General features: G+C 55.2%; 20 protein-coding genes. 10 read left to right on the top strand and 10 right to left on the bottom strand.

The window, feature by feature from the left end; genetic code table 11:
• Positions 1-60: 60 nt before the first annotated feature.
• The 3 genes from MUN82_RS09065 (at position 61) to MUN82_RS09055 (ending at position 5,632) form a co-directional block, all read left to right on the top strand.
• Positions 61-411 (top strand): 4Fe-4S dicluster domain-containing protein, encoded by a 351-nt coding sequence (locus MUN82_RS09065; RefSeq protein ID WP_185283457.1) that lies wholly within the window; start codon positions 61-63, stop codon positions 409-411.
• 286 nt (positions 412-697) lie between these two features.
• Positions 698-3,328 carry a valine--tRNA ligase gene (locus tag MUN82_RS09060; protein WP_245096830.1) on the top strand — a complete coding sequence of 877 codons (2,631 nt, stop codon included), beginning with the start codon at positions 698-700 and terminating at the stop codon, positions 3,326-3,328.
• A 195-nt stretch (positions 3,329-3,523) separates the two neighbouring features.
• Complete coding sequence (locus MUN82_RS09055) at positions 3,524-5,632, top strand: S9 family peptidase (RefSeq protein WP_245096829.1); 2,109 nt, start codon at positions 3,524-3,526, stop codon at positions 5,630-5,632.
• Positions 5,633-5,797: 165 nt separating this feature from the next.
• On the opposite strand, the gene MUN82_RS09050 is transcribed toward MUN82_RS09055, so the two are convergent.
• The 3 genes from MUN82_RS09050 to MUN82_RS09040 form a co-directional block, all read right to left on the bottom strand.
• Positions 5,798-6,007: a hypothetical protein gene (locus MUN82_RS09050; protein ID WP_245096827.1), complete on the bottom strand. Its 210-nt coding sequence runs from the start codon at positions 6,005-6,007 to the stop codon at positions 5,798-5,800.
• 75 nt (positions 6,008-6,082) lie between these two features.
• On the bottom strand, positions 6,083-7,519 hold the full coding sequence (locus MUN82_RS09045; protein WP_245096826.1) for a dihydrolipoamide acetyltransferase family protein: 1,437 nt from the start codon (positions 7,517-7,519) through the stop codon (positions 6,083-6,085).
• A 165-nt stretch (positions 7,520-7,684) separates the two neighbouring features.
• The gene (locus tag MUN82_RS09040) at positions 7,685-8,944 is read right to left on the bottom strand and encodes a competence/damage-inducible protein A (protein WP_245096824.1); all 1,260 of its coding nucleotides are present in this window, start codon (positions 8,942-8,944) and stop codon (positions 7,685-7,687) included.
• Positions 8,945-9,040: 96 nt separating this feature from the next.
• Between MUN82_RS09040 and MUN82_RS09035 the strand changes: the two genes are divergently transcribed.
• Positions 9,041-9,796 (top strand): DUF4197 domain-containing protein, encoded by a 756-nt coding sequence (locus tag MUN82_RS09035; RefSeq protein WP_245096822.1) that lies wholly within the window; start codon positions 9,041-9,043, stop codon positions 9,794-9,796.
• Between the two features lie 136 nt (positions 9,797-9,932).
• On the opposite strand, the gene MUN82_RS09030 is transcribed toward MUN82_RS09035, so the two are convergent.
• The 7 genes from MUN82_RS09030 to MUN82_RS09000 form a co-directional block, all read right to left on the bottom strand.
• Positions 9,933-10,295 carry a hypothetical protein gene (locus MUN82_RS09030; RefSeq protein WP_245096821.1) on the bottom strand — a complete coding sequence of 121 codons (363 nt, stop codon included), beginning with the start codon at positions 10,293-10,295 and terminating at the stop codon, positions 9,933-9,935.
• A 117-nt stretch (positions 10,296-10,412) separates the two neighbouring features.
• Positions 10,413-10,817, bottom strand: coding sequence for a Uma2 family endonuclease (locus MUN82_RS09025; RefSeq protein ID WP_311136434.1), 405 nt, complete (start codon positions 10,815-10,817; stop codon positions 10,413-10,415).
• 227 nt (positions 10,818-11,044) lie between these two features.
• Entirely contained in the window at positions 11,045-11,677 is a 633-nt protein-coding gene (locus MUN82_RS09020) for an ABC transporter ATP-binding protein (protein WP_245096819.1), read from the bottom strand.
• Positions 11,667-12,464, bottom strand: coding sequence for an acyl-ACP--UDP-N-acetylglucosamine O-acyltransferase (lpxA, locus tag MUN82_RS09015; RefSeq protein WP_245096817.1), 798 nt, complete (start codon positions 12,462-12,464; stop codon positions 11,667-11,669). Before lpxA ends, MUN82_RS09020 begins: the two co-directional genes overlap by 11 nt.
• 102 nt (positions 12,465-12,566) lie before the next feature.
• A complete protein-coding gene (locus tag MUN82_RS09010) occupies positions 12,567-13,958 on the bottom strand; it encodes a bifunctional UDP-3-O-[3-hydroxymyristoyl] N-acetylglucosamine deacetylase/3-hydroxyacyl-ACP dehydratase (RefSeq protein WP_245096815.1) in 1,392 nt (463 codons plus the stop codon).
• Positions 13,959-14,092: 134 nt separating this feature from the next.
• A complete protein-coding gene (gene lpxD, locus MUN82_RS09005) occupies positions 14,093-15,133 on the bottom strand; it encodes a UDP-3-O-(3-hydroxymyristoyl)glucosamine N-acyltransferase (protein ID WP_245096813.1) in 1,041 nt (346 codons plus the stop codon).
• Positions 15,134-15,189: 56 nt separating this feature from the next.
• Complete coding sequence (locus MUN82_RS09000) at positions 15,190-15,759, bottom strand: helix-turn-helix domain-containing protein (RefSeq protein ID WP_245096811.1); 570 nt, start codon at positions 15,757-15,759, stop codon at positions 15,190-15,192.
• A 142-nt stretch (positions 15,760-15,901) separates the two neighbouring features.
• On the opposite strand from MUN82_RS09000, the gene MUN82_RS08995 reads away from it, so the two are divergent.
• The 6 genes from MUN82_RS08995 to MUN82_RS08970 all read left to right on the top strand — a co-directional run bounded on the left by MUN82_RS08995 (position 15,902) and on the right by MUN82_RS08970 (position 19,063).
• Positions 15,902-16,192 (top strand): hypothetical protein, encoded by a 291-nt coding sequence (locus MUN82_RS08995; protein ID WP_245096809.1) that lies wholly within the window; start codon positions 15,902-15,904, stop codon positions 16,190-16,192.
• A gap of 520 nt (positions 16,193-16,712) precedes the next feature.
• A complete protein-coding gene (locus tag MUN82_RS08990; RefSeq protein WP_245096807.1) occupies positions 16,713-16,871 on the top strand; it encodes a hypothetical protein in 159 nt (52 codons plus the stop codon).
• A 260-nt stretch (positions 16,872-17,131) separates the two neighbouring features.
• Positions 17,132-17,857: an antA/AntB antirepressor family protein gene (locus MUN82_RS08985; RefSeq protein ID WP_245096806.1), complete on the top strand. Its 726-nt coding sequence runs from the start codon at positions 17,132-17,134 to the stop codon at positions 17,855-17,857.
• A 90-nt stretch (positions 17,858-17,947) separates the two neighbouring features.
• The gene (locus MUN82_RS08980; protein WP_245096804.1) at positions 17,948-18,238 is read left to right on the top strand and encodes a hypothetical protein; all 291 of its coding nucleotides are present in this window, start codon (positions 17,948-17,950) and stop codon (positions 18,236-18,238) included.
• A gap of 1 nt (position 18,239) precedes the next feature.
• A complete protein-coding gene (locus MUN82_RS08975) occupies positions 18,240-18,722 on the top strand; it encodes a hypothetical protein (protein WP_245096802.1) in 483 nt (160 codons plus the stop codon).
• A 152-nt stretch (positions 18,723-18,874) separates the two neighbouring features.
• Entirely contained in the window at positions 18,875-19,063 is a 189-nt protein-coding gene (locus MUN82_RS08970; RefSeq protein ID WP_245096800.1) for a DUF7167 family protein, read from the top strand.
• The last annotated feature ends 56 nt before the right edge of the window (positions 19,064-19,119 follow it).

The raw sequence follows: 19,119 nt of genomic DNA, 5'->3' as shown, positions 1-19,119 counted from the left end.
CGTTCGCGGCTCTTCTTACGTAAGAGAAGACGTTACTTTAGCATAAAAAGACAGACGGCTATGTCCATCATGATAACCGACGAGTGCATCAATTGTGGTGCCTGCGAACCGGAATGCCCCAATAATGCCATTTACGAAGGCGGCGCCCAGTGGCGCTGGGCCGATGGAACGGCTCTGAAAGAAGTGGAAATGGACGGCGGTACGGTGGTGTCGGGCGTGGCTCCGCAAACCCCGATTTCCGACGAGTACTACTACATCGTGTCCGATAAGTGCACCGAGTGCGTGGGCTTCCACGAGGAGCCTCAGTGCGCCGCCGTGTGCCCCGTAGACTGCTGCGTAGACGACCCCGACTACCGCGAATCGGAGCCAGAGCTACTGAAAAAGAAAGAATGGCTGCACGCCGAAGCGTAAGCTAGTTTTCTTTTCCTCAGAAGCCTGCCTCTGCCAAGGGGTAGGCTTTTTTGTGGGGTAAAAGTTAGGGACTGAGAAAGCCGTCTGCCATCCTGAGCGCAGCGAAGAACCTTCTCACGCGTGAACGATGTACGTGAGGACGAATCGTTAGTGCGCCTGTCGTGCCAGCGTGAGAAGGTCCTTCGCTGCGCTCAGGATGACAGGCCTTACCCAATCCTACCTCAAGCCACTACTCTAGACCCTGCTAAATCCATACTTTTGCTACTTCAATAAGATTCTCCCGCCGATGTCTATCGCCAAAACCTACTCTCCCGCCGACGTTGAAGCCAAGTGGTACCAGCGCTGGCAGGAAAAAGGCTTTTTTCACGCCAAGCCCAACCCGCGCAAGCCCGCCTACTCCGTCGTGATTCCGCCGCCTAACGTGACGGGCGTGCTGCACATGGGGCATATGCTCAACAATACCATTCAGGATGTGCTGGTGCGCCGGGCGCGCATGCAGGGCAAGGAAGCGTGCTGGGTGCCCGGCACCGACCACGCCAGCATTGCCACCGAGGCCAAGGTAGTGGCGCTGTTGCAGGAAAAAGGCATCAGCAAGAAGGACCTAACCCGCGAGGAGTTTTTGACCCACGCCTGGGACTGGAAGGAAAAGTACGGCGGCATTATTCTGGAGCAGCTCAAGAAGCTAGGTGCTAGTTGCGACTGGGACCGCACGCGCTTCACCATGGAGCCCGAGCTGACCGAGGCCGTACTGCGCGTGTTTGTGGACCTGTACCGCAAAGGCCAGATCTATCGCGGTGTGCGCATGGTGAACTGGGACCCCAAAGGCGGTACCGCGCTAAGTGACGAGGAAGTGATTCCGAAGGACACGATGGCGAAGATGTATCACCTCAAATATGAGGTAGTAGGAGCCGAAGGACAAGCGCTGACGGTAGCTACCTCCCGTCCAGAAACCATTATGGCCGACGTAGCCGTAGCGGTAAATCCCAACGACCCGCGTTACACGCACCTGCACGGCGCGAAAGTGCGTATTCCGCTACTGGGCCGCGAGATTCCGGTGATTCTGGACGAGTACGTGAGCATTGACTTCGGCACGGGCGCGCTGAAGGTGACGCCTGCGCACGATCTGAACGACTACGAGCTAGGGCTGAAGCACAACCTGCCGGTTATCGACATTCTAAACAACGATGGCACGCTCAACGAAAAAGCCGTGCTGTACGTGGGCCAGGACCGTTTTGCCGCGCGTCGCAACGTGGTGAAGGACCTGGAGGAAGCCGGCCTGCTCGACAAGGTAGAAGAGTACGCCAGCGTGCTGCAAACCTCGGAGCGCACCGGGGCCGTGATTGAGCCGCGCTTGTCGCTGCAGTGGTTCTGCAAGATGGACCACATGGCCAAGAAGGCGCTGGAAGTAGTCGAAAACGACGAAATCAAGCTGCACCCGCCCAAGTTCAAGAACATGTACCGCTCGTGGATGGAAAACGTGCGCGACTGGTGCATTTCGCGGCAGCTGTGGTGGGGCCAGCGTATTCCAGCCTACTACCTGCCCGACGGCTCGTTTGTAGTAGCTCTAGATACGGAAGAGGCGTTGAAACTGGCCCGCGAGCAAAGCGGCAACCAAAACCTGCAAGCCAGCGACCTGCGCCAGGACGAAGACGTGCTCGATACGTGGTTCTCGTCGTGGCTATGGCCGATTTCGGTGTTCGACGGTTTCAAGGACCCCGACAATGCCGATATCAACTATTTCTATCCCACCGACGACCTCGTAACGGCCCCCGAAATCCTGTTTTTCTGGGTGGCTCGCATGATCATGGCCGGCCTGGAGTACCGCAAGGAGGTACCCTTCCGGAACGTGTACCTCACCGGCATTGTGCGCGACGACCAGGGAAGGAAGATGAGCAAGCAGCTCGGCAACTCGCCCGATCCGCTCGACCTTATTGCCCAGTACGGCGCCGATGGCGTGCGCACCGGTATGCTGTTCTCCTCGCCGGCTGGCAACGACTTGCTGTTCGATATCAAGCTGGTAGAGCAAGGCCGCAACTTTACCAACAAGCTCTGGAACGCCTTCCGCCTGACCCAAGGCTGGGAGGTAGACGCAGCCCTACCCTTCGCCAACCAAAAGGCCGTGGAGTGGTTCGGGGCGAAGCTGCACACCACGCTGGTAGAGCTGGATGAGCACTTCGAGAAGTTCCGGATGAGTGACGCGCTGATGACGGTGTACAAGCTGGTGTGGGACGACTTCTGCTCGGTGTACCTGGAAATGGTGAAGCCCGCTTACCAGGCACCCATCGACGCCGAGACGCTGCGCCGTACCACCGCCTACCTCGAAACCCTGCTGAAGCTGCTGCACCCGTTCATGCCCTTCATCACGGAGGAAATCTGGCATGAACTGGCCGAGCGCACCGATAAGGACTACCTCTGCATAGCGGCCTGGCCCAAGCCACAGCCCGAAGCAGGTGCCACCGAGCTGCTGGCGCGCATGAGCCAGGCCCTTGACATTGTGGCTGGCATTCGTAACATCCGCAACCAAAAAGGTCTTGGCCCCAACAAGCCGCTGACCCTAGCCGCTAAAACCGACGACACGCAGTTGCTGCAAGACTATGACGGCATCCTACGCAAACTGGGAGCGTTAGAGGTCATCAACGTAGTAGATACCGCGCCCGCAGCGGCAGTAGGCTTCGTATCGGGTGGGGCAGAGTTTTTTGTTCCGCTGGAAGGCCAGATTGACCTCGGTGCCGAGAAAGAACGCCTGACTAAAGAGCTGGAATATGCCCAAGGCTTCCGAGAATCGGTGTTGAAAAAGCTCGCGAATGAAAAGTTCGTGCAGAATGCCAAGCCGGATCTGGTAGAGCGCGAGCGGCAGAAACTGGCCGACGCCGAAGCCAAGATTGCGGCACTAGAGCAAAGCCTGGCGGCGCTATAAGCGAGAGTACGCAAGCCAATAGAACGTCCTTTCGACCAGCGAGAGAAGTCTCGCGTGCTGACACCGAAATAGTTACCGGAAGCACGCAAGACTTCTCCCGCTGGTCGAAAGGACGTTCTGGTTTATGCTGTATAAATCAGCGCAACCTTCGTTCGGCAGTTGTATCTTTCATCAGAACCCTACCCTTCCACAACCATGAAAAAATCTACTATTCTGTTTAGTGCGTTGGCAATGGCCGCCGGCGCCGAGGCGCAGCAGGCACCCACGCCGCCGGTGGCTTTGGTGAAGCCCAAAGAGCTGAAAATGGGCAACAACGTCCGTACCGATAATTACTATTGGCTGAACGAGCGCACCAATCCAGAAGTCATCAGCTACCTCGACGCCGAAAACGCCTACTTCGACAAAGTGATGGCGCCGGTGAAAGACCTGGAAGAAAAGTTCTACCAGGAGATGAAGGGTCGCATCAAGGAGCAGGACGAGTCGGTGCCGTACCGCGACAACGGGTACTATTACTATACCCGCTACGAAAAGGGCGGTGAATACCCCATCTACTGCCGCAAGAAAGGCGACCTGAAAGCACTGGAAGAAGTGCTGCTGAACGCCAACCAAATGGGTCAGGGCAAGACATACTTTCAAATTGGTGGCTACGAAGTCAGCGACAATAACCAGCTGCTGGCCTATGGAACTGATACAGTGAGCCGCCGCCTCTACACGCTGCGCTTCAAGGACCTGAAAACCGGCAAAGCCTACCCTGAAGCCATTCCGAACACTAGCGGCAACGCCGTGTGGGCTGCCGACAACAAAACCGTGTTCTACGCTAAAAAGGACGTGACCACGCTGCTGCCTTACCAGCTCTACCGCCACACCCTCGGCACCGACCCTAAAGAAGACAAGCTGATTTACGAGGAAAAGGACAACACCTTCAACTTGGGGGTAGGGCGCTCCAAGTCCAAGAAGTACATTTTCCTGGTGCTAGGCAGCTCGCTTTCCAACGAGTTTCGCTACCTCGACGCCACCGCGCCCACCGGCGAGTTCAAAACCTTCCTACCCCGCGAGAAAGACCACCTCTACGACGTAGAGCACCTGGCCGACAAGTTTTACGTGCGCACCAACTGGGAGGCACCCAACTACCGGCTGATGGCGACGCCGGTAAGCAATACTGCTAAATCGTCGTGGAAAGACGTCATTCCAGCCCGCAAAGATGCCTTTATTGATGCCTTCGATGTGTTTCGAGATTATCTTGTGGTGAATGAGCGTAAGGAGGGCCTGCGTCAGCTGCTCATTATGGGGATAAAGGACGGCAAGAAAAAGTACATGGCTTTCAGTGAGCCGGCCTATACCGCTACCATCGGTGTCAATCCGGAGCTGGATACGCCGGTGCTGCGCTACAACTACACCTCGCTCACCACGCCGCCTTCCACTTATGAGTACAACATGGCAACCGGCAAAACCACCCTGCTCAAGCAGCAGGAGGTGGTAGGGAGCTTCAAGAAAGAAGACTACGTGACGGAGCGTACCTTCGTGAAGGCCCGCGACGGGGCCATGGTACCGATTTCCATCGTCTACAAAAAAGGCTTTAAGAAGGATGGCAGCGCGCCGCTGTTGCAATACGCCTATGGCTCCTACGGCTTCTCGCAGGACCCCAGCTTCTCGGCGGCCCGCCTCAGCCTGCTCGACCGGGGCTTTGCTTATGTGCTCTGCCACATTCGAGGTGGGCAGGAAATGGGTAGGGAATGGTTCGAGAACGGCCGGATGCTGCACAAGAAAAACAGCTTCACCGACTTCATCGACTGCTCGGAGTACCTGATTAAGGAGAAATACACCTCGTCCCAGAAACTTTTCGCCATGGGCGGCTCGGCGGGCGGTTTGCTGATGGGTGCCGTGGTGAACATGCGTCCTGACCTCTACAAAGGCATTATTGCGGGCGTGCCATTTGTGGACGTGGTAACCACAATGCTCGACGAAACCATTCCGCTTACCACCGGCGAGTATGACCAGTGGGGCAACCCCAACGAGCAGCAGTACTACGACTACATGCTGTCCTACTCGCCCTACGACAACGTGAAGAAGCAGGCCTACCCCAACATGCTCGTCACCACGGGCCTGCACGACTCGCAGGTGCAGTACTTCGAGCCGGCCAAGTGGGTGGCCAAGCTGCGCGCTATGAAAACCGACAAGAATATGTTGCTCCTGCACACCGATATGGCCGCCGGCCACGGCGGCGCCTCCGGCCGCTTCAAGTCACTCCACGACACGGCTCGGCAGTATGCGTTCATGATGCTGGTGCTGGGAATGCGGGCGTAGGTTAGTCGTAAGTTACCAGCAAAAAGCCGTGTCATCCTGAGCTTGCGAAGGACCTTATCATACCAGAACGATAATCGTTTAACGACTCGTTCAACTGGCATAAGGTCCTTCGCTCTGCTCAGGATGACGCGGCTTTTTGCTGGAGAATAATAACGGGTAACTGACTTACCGCAACGTGTCCCTCGTTACGTCTTGTCGGCCGCGGGGCTTCACGCCGCGGTTCTGCATTTGCAGTTGAAAGGTCACCTGCTCGCAGTCGGCGAAGCGCTTTTCGGCCAATTTCAGAGCTTCTTCGGTGGCCGTGAGTTGGCGGAATAGGTAGAGAATCAGCCCTAGCGCGATGAGCAGTGCCGCTAGAAAAAGGTAATTTTTCATCGAAGTGGGTAAGCAAAAAGATAAGCCCATCCGGCTGGATGGGCTTATGTGGAACCAGTGCGCGAAGATACAGCGCTAGATGGTAGTATTGGGGTCGAACTGCTCCAGGTAGTCGGCCACTTTGCGCACGAACATGCCGCCCAGCGAACCATCCACCACACGGTGGTCGTAGCTGTGCGATAAGAACATGAAGTGACGAATACCAATCAGGTCGCCTTGAGGAGTTTCGATGACGGCCGGTTTCTTCTTGATGGCGCCTACTGCCATAATAGCCACCTGCGGCTGCATAATAATGGGCGTGCCCATCACGTTGCCGAACGAGCCCACGTTGCTGACGGTGTAGGTACCGCCTTCCAGGTCTTCGGGCTTTAGCTTGTTCTGGCGGGCACGATTAGCCAGGTCGTTCACGCGCTTGCTCAAGCCGTTCAGGTTCAGCTGGTCGGCATTGTGAATCACGGGCACAATCAGGTTGCCGGAGGGCAGGGCCACGGCCACGCCAATGTTGATATCGCGCTTTTTGATGATGTAGTCGCCCTCTACCGATACGTTGATGTTCGGAAGGTCCTGAATGGCGCGTGCAATAGCCTGGATGAACAGCGGCGTGAAGGTCAGGTTTTCGCCCGTGCGCTTTTTGTAGGCGTCTTTGTGCTGGTTGCGCCAGTTTACCAGCTCCGTCACATCAGCCTCTACAAAGCTTGTTACGTGCGGCGAAATACGCTTGCTGTCTACCATGCGTTGCGCAATCATCTTGCGCATGCGGTCCATTTCCACCAGCTCATCATTGCCGCTCACAGAAGGCGCTGGCTTGATTTTCGGCTCTTCCGCTTTTGGCTTTGCTGTCTCCGCTTTGGCGGCGGGTTGTGAGATAGCAGGGGCTTTGGTTTCGGGCTGTGCTGCAGGAGCTGCTGGGGCCTCTGCCTGAGCCGACGGGGTAGGAGCGGAGGCCGCCGACTGCGCTGCTGGCGACGGAGCCAGTGGCTTCTTACCGTCGGCCACGTAGTCTAGAATGTCTTTTTTCGTTACGCGGCCTTCTGCCCCGGTACCAGGCAGCTGCTCCAGGTCGGCCAGGGAAATGCCCTCTTCGCGGGCAATGCTGAGCACCAGGGGCGAGTAGAAGCGGCCAGCAGCCGGCGACGCTGGGGTAGGAGCGGGAGGGGTAGCGTTGGGCACGTGCGGTACCGTAGCGGCGGCTTCCTCCTCTTCGTCGTCAGAAGCTGCTGCGGGCGCAGTAGCTTCCGTTGCAGCCGGAGCAGGAGCACTGGCGCTGGCCGCATCGGTTTCGATAATGGCAATGGGGGCGCCTACAGCTACCACATCGCCCTCTTGCACCAGAATTTCTTGCAACACGCCGGCATGAAGGGCGGGCACTTCCGTATCTACCTTGTCGGTAGCTACTTCCAGTACCGATTCATCCTGTTCAATGGTGTCGCCTACTTGCTTCAGCCATTTCAGAACGGTGCCTTCCATAATGGATTCGCCCATTTTGGGCATCGTCATTTCCATTCGTGCCATAAGTCGCGGGAGGTATAAGGAGGTTGGGGGTGGGAGAGGATTGGTGCCGCAAAGGTAGGGAATAGTGAAATGGTGAGGTGGTGAGATGGCGAGTTTGACGTTTTGACTGCGTAAGCTGCCCTGATAGAGCCATTAACACATCCAACTCACCATTTCACCACCTCACTATTTCACCACTGGGGGTAGGCTCAGGCGTAGGAGATTCAGTACGGCCGTGGAGGTGTATTCTATATTAAGCTGGCGGCCCCGATCAAAATTGAGCTGGCGGCTGACAGTTTGGTGGGCGTCGGCGTAGGCAATACAGATGGTACCCACCGGCTTTTCGGTGGTGCCGCCACCGGGGCCAGCAATGCCGCTGGCGGCCACCGCCACATCTACGCCCAGGCGCTGGCGCAGGCCTTCGGCCATTTCGCGGGCAGTGGCTTCGCTTACGGCGCCGTGGGCTTGCAGCGTTTCGGGCTTCACGCTTAGCTCTTTCACCTTCATGTCGTTATGATACGCCACAATGCTACCCTGAAAGTAGGCCGAGCTACCCGGCACGCTGGTGAGACGCTGGGCAATGTAGCCGCCGGTGCAGCTTTCGGCGGTGCCCACCGTGAGGCCCCGCTCACGCAGGAGCTGCCCCAAGGCTTCTTCCAGCTTCACTTCGCCTTCGGCAAAAATATGCGTGCCCAGCCGCTCGCGCAGAGCAGGGAGTAGGGCCAGCATCCGGCCGCGCAGGTCAGGTTGGCCATCATCGGTGCCGGTGAGGCGTAGGCGCACGGCCCCGAGCGAGGGTAGGTAGGCCAGCTTCATATTGGGGGGTAGGGAATCTTCCCAATCAGCAATCTGCTGGGCCAGAAACGACTCGCCGAGCCCAACAGTCTGCACCACCACGTGTTCGATGGGAGCCGTATGAAAGTGCTCTTGCAGGCGTGGTAGCACCGTGTCGGTCATCATGCGCTTCATCTCAAACGGCACGCCCGGCATCGACACGAACACGGTGCCCCGGTCTTCAAACCACATGCCCGGCGCCGTACCCATAGGGTTGGGCACTACTTGGCACACGCGCGGCACGAAGGCCTGCTGACGATTCACCTCTAGCATAGGCCGGTTATAGCGGGCAAAGATGGCCTCTACGTGTTGTAGGGTAGGCTCGTGCAGCACCAGCTCCGAGCGAAAATACTCAGTGAGCACGTGCTTGGTCAGGTCGTCTTTAGTAGGTCCGAGGCCACCCGTGAGCAGAATCACATCGGCCCGTTCGCGGGCCGCATCCAGGGCCTGCACAATCTCAGTTCCCCTATCCGACACGCTCGTAATTTGTCGTACCCGTACGCCCAGTTTTCCTAGTTCTTGCCCCATGAAGGCCGAATTGGTATCGATAACCTGCCCGTAGAGCAGCTCGTCGCCGATTGTGATAATTTCTGCGTTGGGTACCTGTTGCATAGTGTAGGGTAGGAGGGATGCGAAGGTTTTTGGTCCGGTTTGTGTCTTTTCAAGAAAAGATTCGCTTCCACTAACTGCGAATTGCTGCTTTGAGTTATGAAAAATCTTCGCGCTTCTTTCCTGATGGCCGGTTTAGTGCTCGGCCTACACGTGTCAGCCTCGGCCCAGGTATTCCAACTACCCAAGATCGGAGGCATCAAGCTGCCCACATCCAAGAAAACTACCACTACCTCCACCACCGGCTCCGTTAGCCAGACGGAAGCTGCTGAAGGACTAAAACAAGCCTTGATTCAGGGCATCAGCAAAGGCACCGATCAGGCTTCTCAAACAGATGGTTTCTACCTCAATAAGCTCATTCGTATCCCGTTTCCGCCCGATGCCCAGCGCGTAGCCAACACATTGCGTACCATTGGACTGGGTAGCCAGGTAGATCAGTTTGAACTGTCGTTGAATCGTGGGGCCGAAGATGCTGCCAAGAGTGCTAAGCCTATTTTTCTGGCAGCCATCAAAAGCCTGACTTTTAAAGATGTGTGGGGCATCCTGACGGGCCAGAAGGATGCAGCCACTCAGTACCTGAAGCGCACTACTACTACGCAGCTAACCACGGCCTTCCAGCCCATCATCCAACAGTCGCTGGATAAGGTGAATGCTACCCGCTACTACTCGGCCCTGACCACGCGCTACAACAAGATTCCACTGGTGACGCCCGTGCAAACCGACCTCAACCAGTATGCCACCGGCAAGGCCATCGACGGTTTGTTTACGCTGGTAGCGCAGGAAGAAGCCAACATCCGCGAAAACCCCGTTGCCCGCACCACCGAGCTACTAAAGCGCGTATTCGGCAGAGGCTAATCTTTTGGTGGGCTGATTGGTGATGAAACTGCAAAAAGAAAGCCCGTGCTTACCTAAGCACGGGCTTTCTTTTTGTGTGTTACGAGTGCATTATATACAGAGAATCAGCATACCAGCACATCAAACAATCAACACATTAATAATCGTCGTCGTCATAACCGCCTTTGCCGCCGCGCTTGCTGCCGCGGCTACTGTAGCTGTCGTCATCATCCAAATCGTCGTCATCGTCCAGGTCGTCATCGAAGCTGCCGAAGCCGCTGCTGTCGCTGGAGTCGTCGGCAGCTTCTGCCGTGGCGTATTCTTCCTCCGTCATGTTGGCAAGGTCTAGGGCCTCGTCGTGCGAGGAGCCGGTGTCGCGCCACATCAGATAGTCGGAGTACTTAGCCGAAAGCTTATCCTCGTCGCTGCCGCGGGTTTTGCTGCCGCCGGATTTGGCAAAATTGTCAAGCTCGTCGTCATCGTCGAGGTTGTCGTCGTCGAAGTCGTCGTACGTTCTCATGGCCGTGGTAAGGGGCGAAAAGAGGTGAAAAAATGAAGTAGCTTAGTTATGCCACTGCCCAAGGGCGAAGATACGGGGCAGGGCGTTTAGAAGTTCGGGCGAAAGGTAAAGAGAATCTTACAAAGTGCTGTTAGCAGCCGGCAAAAGCACTTTTCGGTAGATTTCGCTAATGGGAATTCCCAGCTGCAAAGCCGATAATTCTACCTGCTCTGTCAGCTGGCTATACTCGCGAAAGTTCCACGTATCGGTTTCCAGCCGCGTAATGCATAGGATGCGCACGCGTTGGCTGTCAACCAGCAAGTAGTGTCGCAGGCTAGAAATATTAAGGTACAGGAGAAACTTGCCTTCCTGATCGTACTGTGCTGTAGAGCGAGAAGAAACTTCAACTAGCACAACCGGATTCAATAACGTATCGAGGTAGGCGTCTGGCAGAAATTCTTCGTCACCGCAGGCCACCACTACATCCGGGTAAGTATACAGACCATTGCTGGCTACATGCACACGCATATCGCTGGGATACACGTTGCCGTGTATCTAACCCCACGATTAGATTGGTCACCAATAAGTTATGCTGCCGGCTGGCGCCGCCCATAGCATATACTTCTCCTTGGAAATACTCGTGCTTGCCATCGGTGTCACGATTGGCAGCCCGCTCGGCGGCCAAATATTCTTCGGGCGTGACGTAGGGTTGTTGCTGGGCTGACATAGGCAAGTAGGTCATAGCCAAATATACATGCTCCTGCCCAAAATCAGCGTGCCGCCTTGGCGCCAAAGTCCGTGACGCTGAGGTGCTCAGAGCAGAATTCATATTCCTCCGGTACATTGGAACTGACCAGCACCGTGCGCCCGGCAATGGTGGCGCGGGCGTGCTCCAGGTACCAGGCTACACCGGCCCGGTCGAGGTTAGTGGTGGGCTCGTCGAGCAGGAGGAGAGGGGCGTCAGCGTAGAGGGCCAGGCCCAGCTTCAGGCGCTGCTTCATACCGGAGGAAAAATCGCGCACCAGCTTATGACGCGAGTTTTCTAGGTACATCAGCTCAATCAGCTTCTGAGGTGTGAGGCCGGGACGCAGTGGTTTAAAGCGGGTATGAAAGTGCAGCAGCTCCGTGAGCGTTAGTTCTTCCACTACTTCCAGGTAGGGCGCGCAGTAAGCCAGAAGACGTGGTACGTCATCTACTGCTACCGGCTGGCCCTGCCACGTGTAGGTGAGCGTACCCTGGCTGGGTAGGAGCTGGCCCGATAACGTATTAAGCAGCGTGCTTTTGCCTGAGCCGTTCGGCCCCAAGATGGCCGTGGCCGACCCTGGCCGAAACGTGTGGGTCAGGTCGCGGAAGATCCACTCGCGCAGGTAGCGCTTGCTCAGGCCGTTGGCCTCAATCTGCACTGCTGTTGTGGCGGTTGTACCCCTTAATTACTCCTCGGCCCGATTGCCGCACGAAGTTTACTACCTCGTCGCGCTCAGGAGACGGTGCCAACTCCAACTCGATCTTATCCAACGCCTCGTTGTTATTCAGCCCACCTAGGAACAGTAAGCGGTAAAGCTGCTGAATCTCGGAAATCTTCTGGTCGGAAAAGCCCCGACGACGCAACCCGATGCTGTTGATACCAGAGTACGAAAGCGGCTCGCGTCCAGCTTTCACAAAGGGCGGCACATCTTTGCGAATCAACGAACCACCCGAAATCATGGCGTGCGGCCCTACCTTCACAAACTGGTGCACGGCCGAGGAGCCGCCTACAATGGCATAATCGCCTATTTCAACGTGGCCGGCCACTTGCACCGAGTTAGCCAGAATGCAGTTGTCACCAATAACGCAGTCGTGCGCTACGTGCACGTAGGCCATGAGCAGGCAGTTGCTGCCCACTACGGTGCGCTGCCGGTCCACAGTGCCACGGTTCACCGTCACGCACTCCCGAATCACAGTATTATCACCGATGTGAGCCGTGGTTTTTTCGCCTGCAAATTTCAGGTCCTGTGGCACAGCGGAAATAACGGCGCCTGGAAAAATCTTGCAGTTCTTGCCAATCCGGGCGCCCGGCATAATGGTCACGTTCGGACCAATCCAAGTACCCTCCCCAATTTCAACGTCCTGATAAATAGTGGAGAATGGCTCTACCACTACGTTATGGGCAATTTTGGCTTCGGGGTGGATATAGGCAAACGGCTGGTTCATGCTTTTTTCAATTAATAATTAAAAATTAAGAATTAAGAATTGGCGTCAATGGCGGGAATAGCACAGAACTACAGGCCATTTTTAATTTTTACTTCTTAATTATTAATTCTTCTTCACGATGCTGGCGCTCATCTCTGCTTCCATCACCACTTTTCCGTTCACAAAAGCCTTGCCGCTCATCTTGGCAATCCCTCGCTTAATGGGGGCCAGTAGCTGGCATTTGAAGATAATGGTGTCGCCGGGTTTCACCATCCGGCGGAAGCGACAAGTGTCGATGCCCAGGAAATACGTCCAGTAGTTTTCGGGGTCGGGTACGGTGTTAAGTACCAGAATACCACCGGTTTGTGCCATTGCCTCAATCTGCAGTACGCCTGGCATCACAGGGTTGCCGGGGAAGTGACCGGGGAAAAACGGCTCGTTCATCGTCACGTTTTTCACGCCGGTTACCGTGGTGGCATCCAGGTGAATAATTTTGTCGATGAGCAGGAAGGGGTAGCGGTGGGGTAGGGTAGCAGCAATCTGGTTGATGTCCATCACCGGCACACGAGCGGGGTCGTAGTGTGGTACGGGCGAGGAGTCTACCTCCAGCATTTTCTTTTTCAGGCGCTTGGCAAACGCTACGTTGGCGGCGTGGCCAGGCCGCGCAGCTAGAATCTGGCCTTTCAGCGGGCGGCCTACCAAAGCCAGGTCGCCGATGAGGTCGAGAAGCTTGTGGCGGGCGGGCTCGTTTTTGTGGCGCAGGTCCACGTTGTTGAGAATGCCTTCTTTCTTGACAGCTACTTTAGGCTTGCCTAGCATCTCGGCCAACTCGCTCAGCTCATCTTCGCTCACCACGCGGTCCACCACTACAATGGCGTTGCTCAAGTCGCCGCCTTTGATGAGGTTTTGCTTGTACAGCGCTTCCAGTTCGTGCAGAAAACAGAACGTGCGCGACGAAGCAATTTCGGTGGCAAACTGCGACATCTCCGTGAGCGAGGCGTGTTGCGAGCCCAGCACCGGCGAGTTGTAGTCTACCATCACCGTGAGGCGGTAGTTGTCGAGGGGTAGGGCGGCAATTTCTACACCCCGGGGATTATCCTGGTAGCGGATTTCGTCGGGAATCTCGAAATAGTTGCGCAGCGCGTTCTGCTCTTCCAGCCCTACCTCCTGCAAGGGCTTGATGAACTCATACGACGAGCCATCCATAATAGGCGGCTCGGGGCCGCTGAGCTGAATGAGCACGTTGTCGATTTGCAAGCCTACCAGGGCAGCCAGGGTGTGCTCCACGGTGTTTACGCGGGCACCGTTCTGCTCGATGGTCGTACCGCGCGAGAGGTCTACTACGTTGTCCACGTCGGCATCTACCAGGGGCTGGCCGGGCAAATCGATGCGCTGAAACTTATAGCCGTGGTTGACCGGCGCCGGACAGAAGGTCATGGTGGCCACTACGCCCGTGTGCAGCCCAATGCCGCTCACTGTTACCGGGGCCTTAATCGTATGTTGCTTGTCGTTCATGTAAAGCTAGTAGCTACTGGCTTTTAGCTGTTAGCTGAATACTGTAAAACTGTATTCAGAAAGGTGACGTATGGAGTGAAAAACCAAGGCTAAAAGCGAACAGCTAATAGCCAACAGCTTCTGTAGCGACAAAGCTATGACTTTTCCGGCTTTGGATTGGCACGTTCCAGCACACTCAGGCGCCGCTCTAAGTCCGGTAGATGTCGGAAAACAGCTTGGGCACGCAAACTGTCACGCAAATTGAAGGCCGGCGCGCCCTGCAGGAACACGCCTTCTTCCTTAATGGACTTGCCTACCCCCGACTGTGCCGTGACGGTAGTACGATTGGCCAACGTGAGGTGCCCGGCAATACCTGTTTGGCCCGCCAACACGCAGAAATCACCAATTTTGGTGGAGCCCGAGATACCCGTTTGCGAAGCAATAACCGTGTGTCGACCTACTTCTACATTGTGGGCCAGTTGCACCAGATTGTCGATTTTGGCACCCTCCCGAATAACTGTGGAGCCCATAGTAGCGCAATCGATGGTGGTGTTGGCCCCGATGCTCACGTTGTCTTCCAGCACCACATTGCCGATCTGTGGGATGGGGCGGTAGGAACCGTCGGGCTGGGGAGCAAAGCCGAAGCCATCGGAACCCAGCACGGCCCCGGCGTGGATGACGCAACGGGCACCTACGACTGTATCGGGGTAGAGCTTGGCGCCAGCGTAAATGATGGTACCGTCGCCAATGCGGCACCGGTCGCCTATGTAGGCGTGCGGGAAAATCAGCACGTCGCGCCCGATTTTGCAATTCTCGCCCACGTAGGAAAACGCGCCGCGGTAGTGGCCTTCGCCTACTTCCGAGCCCGCACCCAAAAAGGCCGGCTCCTCCACGCCCCGGCGGCCGGTGCGGGTGGCCTGCTGGTAGAACTCCAGCAGGGTAGTGAAGCTGGAATAGGGGTCGTCGACGCGGATGAGGGCGGCCGTGACGGGCTGGCGCAGCACCAAGTCGCGACTCACAATCACGGCCGAAGCGCCCGTGGTATACAGGTGCGGCTCGTACTTGAGATTGGCCAGAAAGGAGAGCGAACCAGGCTGGGCTTCTTCTATCTTGGCCAGCCGATCAATCTTCTGCGTGGCGTCTCCTTCCGTTGTACCGCGCAGCACTTCTGCCACCTGACTTACCGTAAATTCCATAGCGGACAAAATTACTATGTTATTCTGAAATAGCGTTTGCAGCGTCCTACGCAAGCTTATAGGCTCATGGCGTAGGGGAGGGTAACCGCAACGGTGCTAGAAACGCCGTACATCGACCGCACCACACCCCCGCGTTGGGGAGCTTTGGCAGCGACGGCGCCGAACCCAATCGGGGTGCGCTCTAAGTACAGGTTATCTAGTTCCGGTGCTGCACTGTGGTTACCCAATGGCTTTCCCAGTAGTTCTTGAATGCGGGCTTGGTAATAGGCTTCGCGTTCCGCGGCGGCGTCCAGATCGTTTTCTAAGCGTGTGATGTACCGCTGCACGAAATCCACTTGGCCGGGCTGGGTGGCAATCGGGGCCGGCCGGGTGGGTGCGTCTACTACAGGTGTCAGGTTCTTGCCGTCGCGTAGCATTTCTCCTTTGCCGTGTATTAACCACTGCATACTTATATCTGGGAAGGCGTCTGTCAGAGCGGCGATGGTATCAAAGGAAGGCTTATTGTGATCCTTCTGTAATCCATACACTGCGCTGGCCTTTACGCCTAAGATGTCGGCCAACGCTTCGACACTTAGCTTCTTTGCCTGCCGGACTAATTGCAGACGTTTGCCAATGGTGGTTTCCATGTGAATTTATTTCGTATTGTCTGTAATATTACAGAAGATTTGAGTATCTTTACTTTTGCCCAAGGCGGGCAAACAGCGATGTTTATAGTACAAAACTACGGAACTCCTGTAAAGTTACAAGCTACACCATTAAAAATACACTATGGCTAATAGAAAGAAGCCTGGGAAAGAGGCGTTTAAAAAGGAACTACTGGAATTCAGTAGTGATATTCCGCAAGCCTACACGACCAGAACACTGGAAAAACTAGCGGAAAACGGCAAATTAGGGGCTATTGTAGCCCAAATGCGAGAGAAGGGCACCTACACCCCGCAAGCCTTGAAGATTTATATTAATAATGTGCGGCTGGGGCGTATTGTGGACTGGAACGTATTGGACGCGCTACGAGATTTGGCGAAGGAGGCCGTGAACCTAGAAGCCGAGTTGGCCGCGTGATGCAGTGCTGTGTCCAGTGCGGTTCCAACAAGGTTGAGAATCGGGATTTAGGGCTATGTGCGTCGCACAACAGGGAGCGAATTAAGGCAGAAAGGCCCGTGCAAGTAAAAGAGCGTAAGCCGATTGCGCAAATCTCTACTAGCCGTGCCATTGTGTTGAAAGCGAGGCAGGCAGCCTATAAGGAGGTGAAGAAAACACAGGACTCGTGCGCGTGCTGCGGCACTCGTTACGATCTGACACCCTCCCATGTGTTGACGCAAAAGAAGTTTCCACTACTAGCCGCCAACCCGCGTAACGTCGTGGTCTTGTGTAGTGAGCACCACCACGAATGGGAGCACGACAAGGCATCATTCTGTCTACACTTTACAGAAGTCTGGAATTTGAAGATGGAAATTATGGAAGAGTTGGCTCCTGAGTACTTCCAACAGTTTAAACAAAAACATTCTCAATTATTCACCTCATGAAATACGCAACCTCACAATTCGATTCAGCTACCGCGAAACCTATCGAAGCCAGCCTTATGCAACTTATGCAGGTAACATGGGACGGCGACCTAATCAGTAAAGCCGACCGGACGTGGTTAGTAGAAGCGGGCCTTGCTACGCGTGGCGACGGCTGGAATATGATTACGCCACAAGGGGTGAAGTACTTGGTTGAATTAGGCTTGATTCACGCTTAACATCTGCGACATGCAACCAAAATTTAAGACTGGTCAAGCTATTGAGTTCGCTCAGAAAGTAAATAATAATCCCGTTGGGTGCCCAAAGCTTACTATAGGCCAAACCTATCACGTGCGTGAGGTAGAGTGGTTACCAGGGCTAGGATTCTGTGTGTCTTTGGTAGAATACCCAAGAACAAAACGCGCTGATTGGGTGTGGGAAGAATTTTACTTCATGCCCTTAGAAGAAACTCTTTCTCCCTCTATAACAGCATAAACCAATGGAAGACCTAAACCCAATTCAGAAAAGCGAAGGTGGCCGTGATGTTGTTTCGGCCCGCCTGCTCTACGCCTACTTAGAAGTAAGCAGCAACTTCACCACCTGGTTCAACCGCCGCGTCGAAGAATACGGCTTTCAAGAAAAGGTAGACTTTATTCCATTTTTGGAAGAAAGTACCGGAGGGCGTCAGGCTCAGGACTTTGTGATTACACTTAGCATGGCTAAGGAACTTTCGATGGTTGAGAAAACCCCGAAAGGGCAGGAGGCCCGCCGCTACTTTATTGAGTGCGAGCAAAAGTTGCGTTCGTTGGCCCAATCCCCACGCCCGTTGCTGCCCACTACCTACAAGGAAGCTGTAGCCGCCCTGCTCAGTGAATTGGAAGCAAAGGAGAAGCTAGAACACGAGCTTGCGTTGGCAGCGCCAGCCGTAGCCTTTACCAAGCTCGTGTCAGACTCAGAAGATTTACTGACAATCGGAGAATTAGCGAAGACCTTAAATATCCCGAAGGTCGGCCGCAATACGTTATTCCGCTGGTTGCGTCGGGATGGGTACTTAATGAAGAACAACCTGCCCTACCAAAAGGAGGTAACAAAAGGGTTATTCAAGGTTAAACAGCGGGTTTTAGGCCACCGTAGCGACCTGAACAACCTGCAAGCGCAGACAATGGTAACAGGCAAGGGAGCCATTGAATTAACCAAACGCTACAAGCCTGCGGATTCACTGTAAATATATTTTACAGAAATCTGTAATATTCGCTTGCTACTTTACAGAAGATACGTATATTTGTTCAAGTCATCTGTAAAACACCCCACTACCATGTCTACTACCGCTGCCACCGCCAACCACGACACCATCGGGCTTGAGTCATTGCCAACCACGCCGGGCACGCTTAAGAAGCTATCTGCTCATATTTCAGCGCACCGTGCAGGCATGAGCTATGAGCGTCTTGATTACCTCGGCCTTGTTCGCTCGATGCTGCAAGACGAGTTGCGCAAGCCAGCGGCACGGCGGGTAAAGATGCAAGAGTTGAGCCGCCGCGCTTTCAACCTCGATAGCATCATTGTAGAGAAGGGCGGTGCAGTATCCAGCGTTCTAATTGCTCTGTAAGATGGCAAAAGCACCAAACAGCCTCCCCGGTATCTACTATCAGTGCAGCGTAAAAGTAGAAGTAGGCAAGGGGCAACTTATTCGCAATTACGGTCGGCATGGAGCACTTGCAGCACCTGGCACCCATTGGGTAGTGCGTTGCGCTGATTGCGCAAAAACACCAGCAAGTAGAAAGCCTGCACCTGCTTCTAAACCGGCTGCCCCACATACCACCGCCCTACAACTCCACAACGCCCAAGCAGCAGTACTGCGCTGGATGGCGAGCCCAGTGTTCAACCACGCGGAGTACGCGACGGGAGTAGACAACATCCTTGCTTGCACGGACCTAGTTCGGCTCGGGCGGTGGGCGCGCAACGTGCGGCGGGTGGCCCTAGAACGGCAAGCCCAGCAAGCCGACGAGATGGCGGCTCACTTGGAAGCCTGCGAGAAGCAGCGCCAAGAACTGTCCTACCTGAACAACCGAGCTGCTATGAAAGCGGCGTAATCCCTTCACTCTTCTAACCCTTTCTACTTCTATGAACACTCCTACGCATCGCCTTGCAATCTCTCTTGCTTTTGCCTTTGTGGTAGGAGTAGGAAGTACCGCAGTACAGAGCTACTGGCTGTGGATTAGTTCACTGTAAATCAACTACAACGATGAAAATCAAAGTATGGTGCGACTCCGGCGCCAGCATCAAGTCCGGCCGTGAAAAAGTGATTGACCTCGAAGCCGACTGGGGCATTACCGACGAAGAGTGGGCAGCCATGAAGGAAGACGATAAATACAAGGAGGTTGAACAGTGGGCTTGGAATACGGGCCTCTCTGTCGGCTGGGAAGAAGCATAGCCTAAACCAAAACACCCGCTGGGGTACGAGTCCAGCGGGTATTCAAACAACACTCT

This window comes from Hymenobacter aerilatus (assembly GCF_022921095.1).
GTDB lineage: Bacteria > Bacteroidota > Bacteroidia > Cytophagales > Hymenobacteraceae > Hymenobacter > Hymenobacter aerilatus.
Note: the sequence above shows the minus strand (reverse complement) of the source record. Positions and strands in the feature narration are given on the sequence as shown.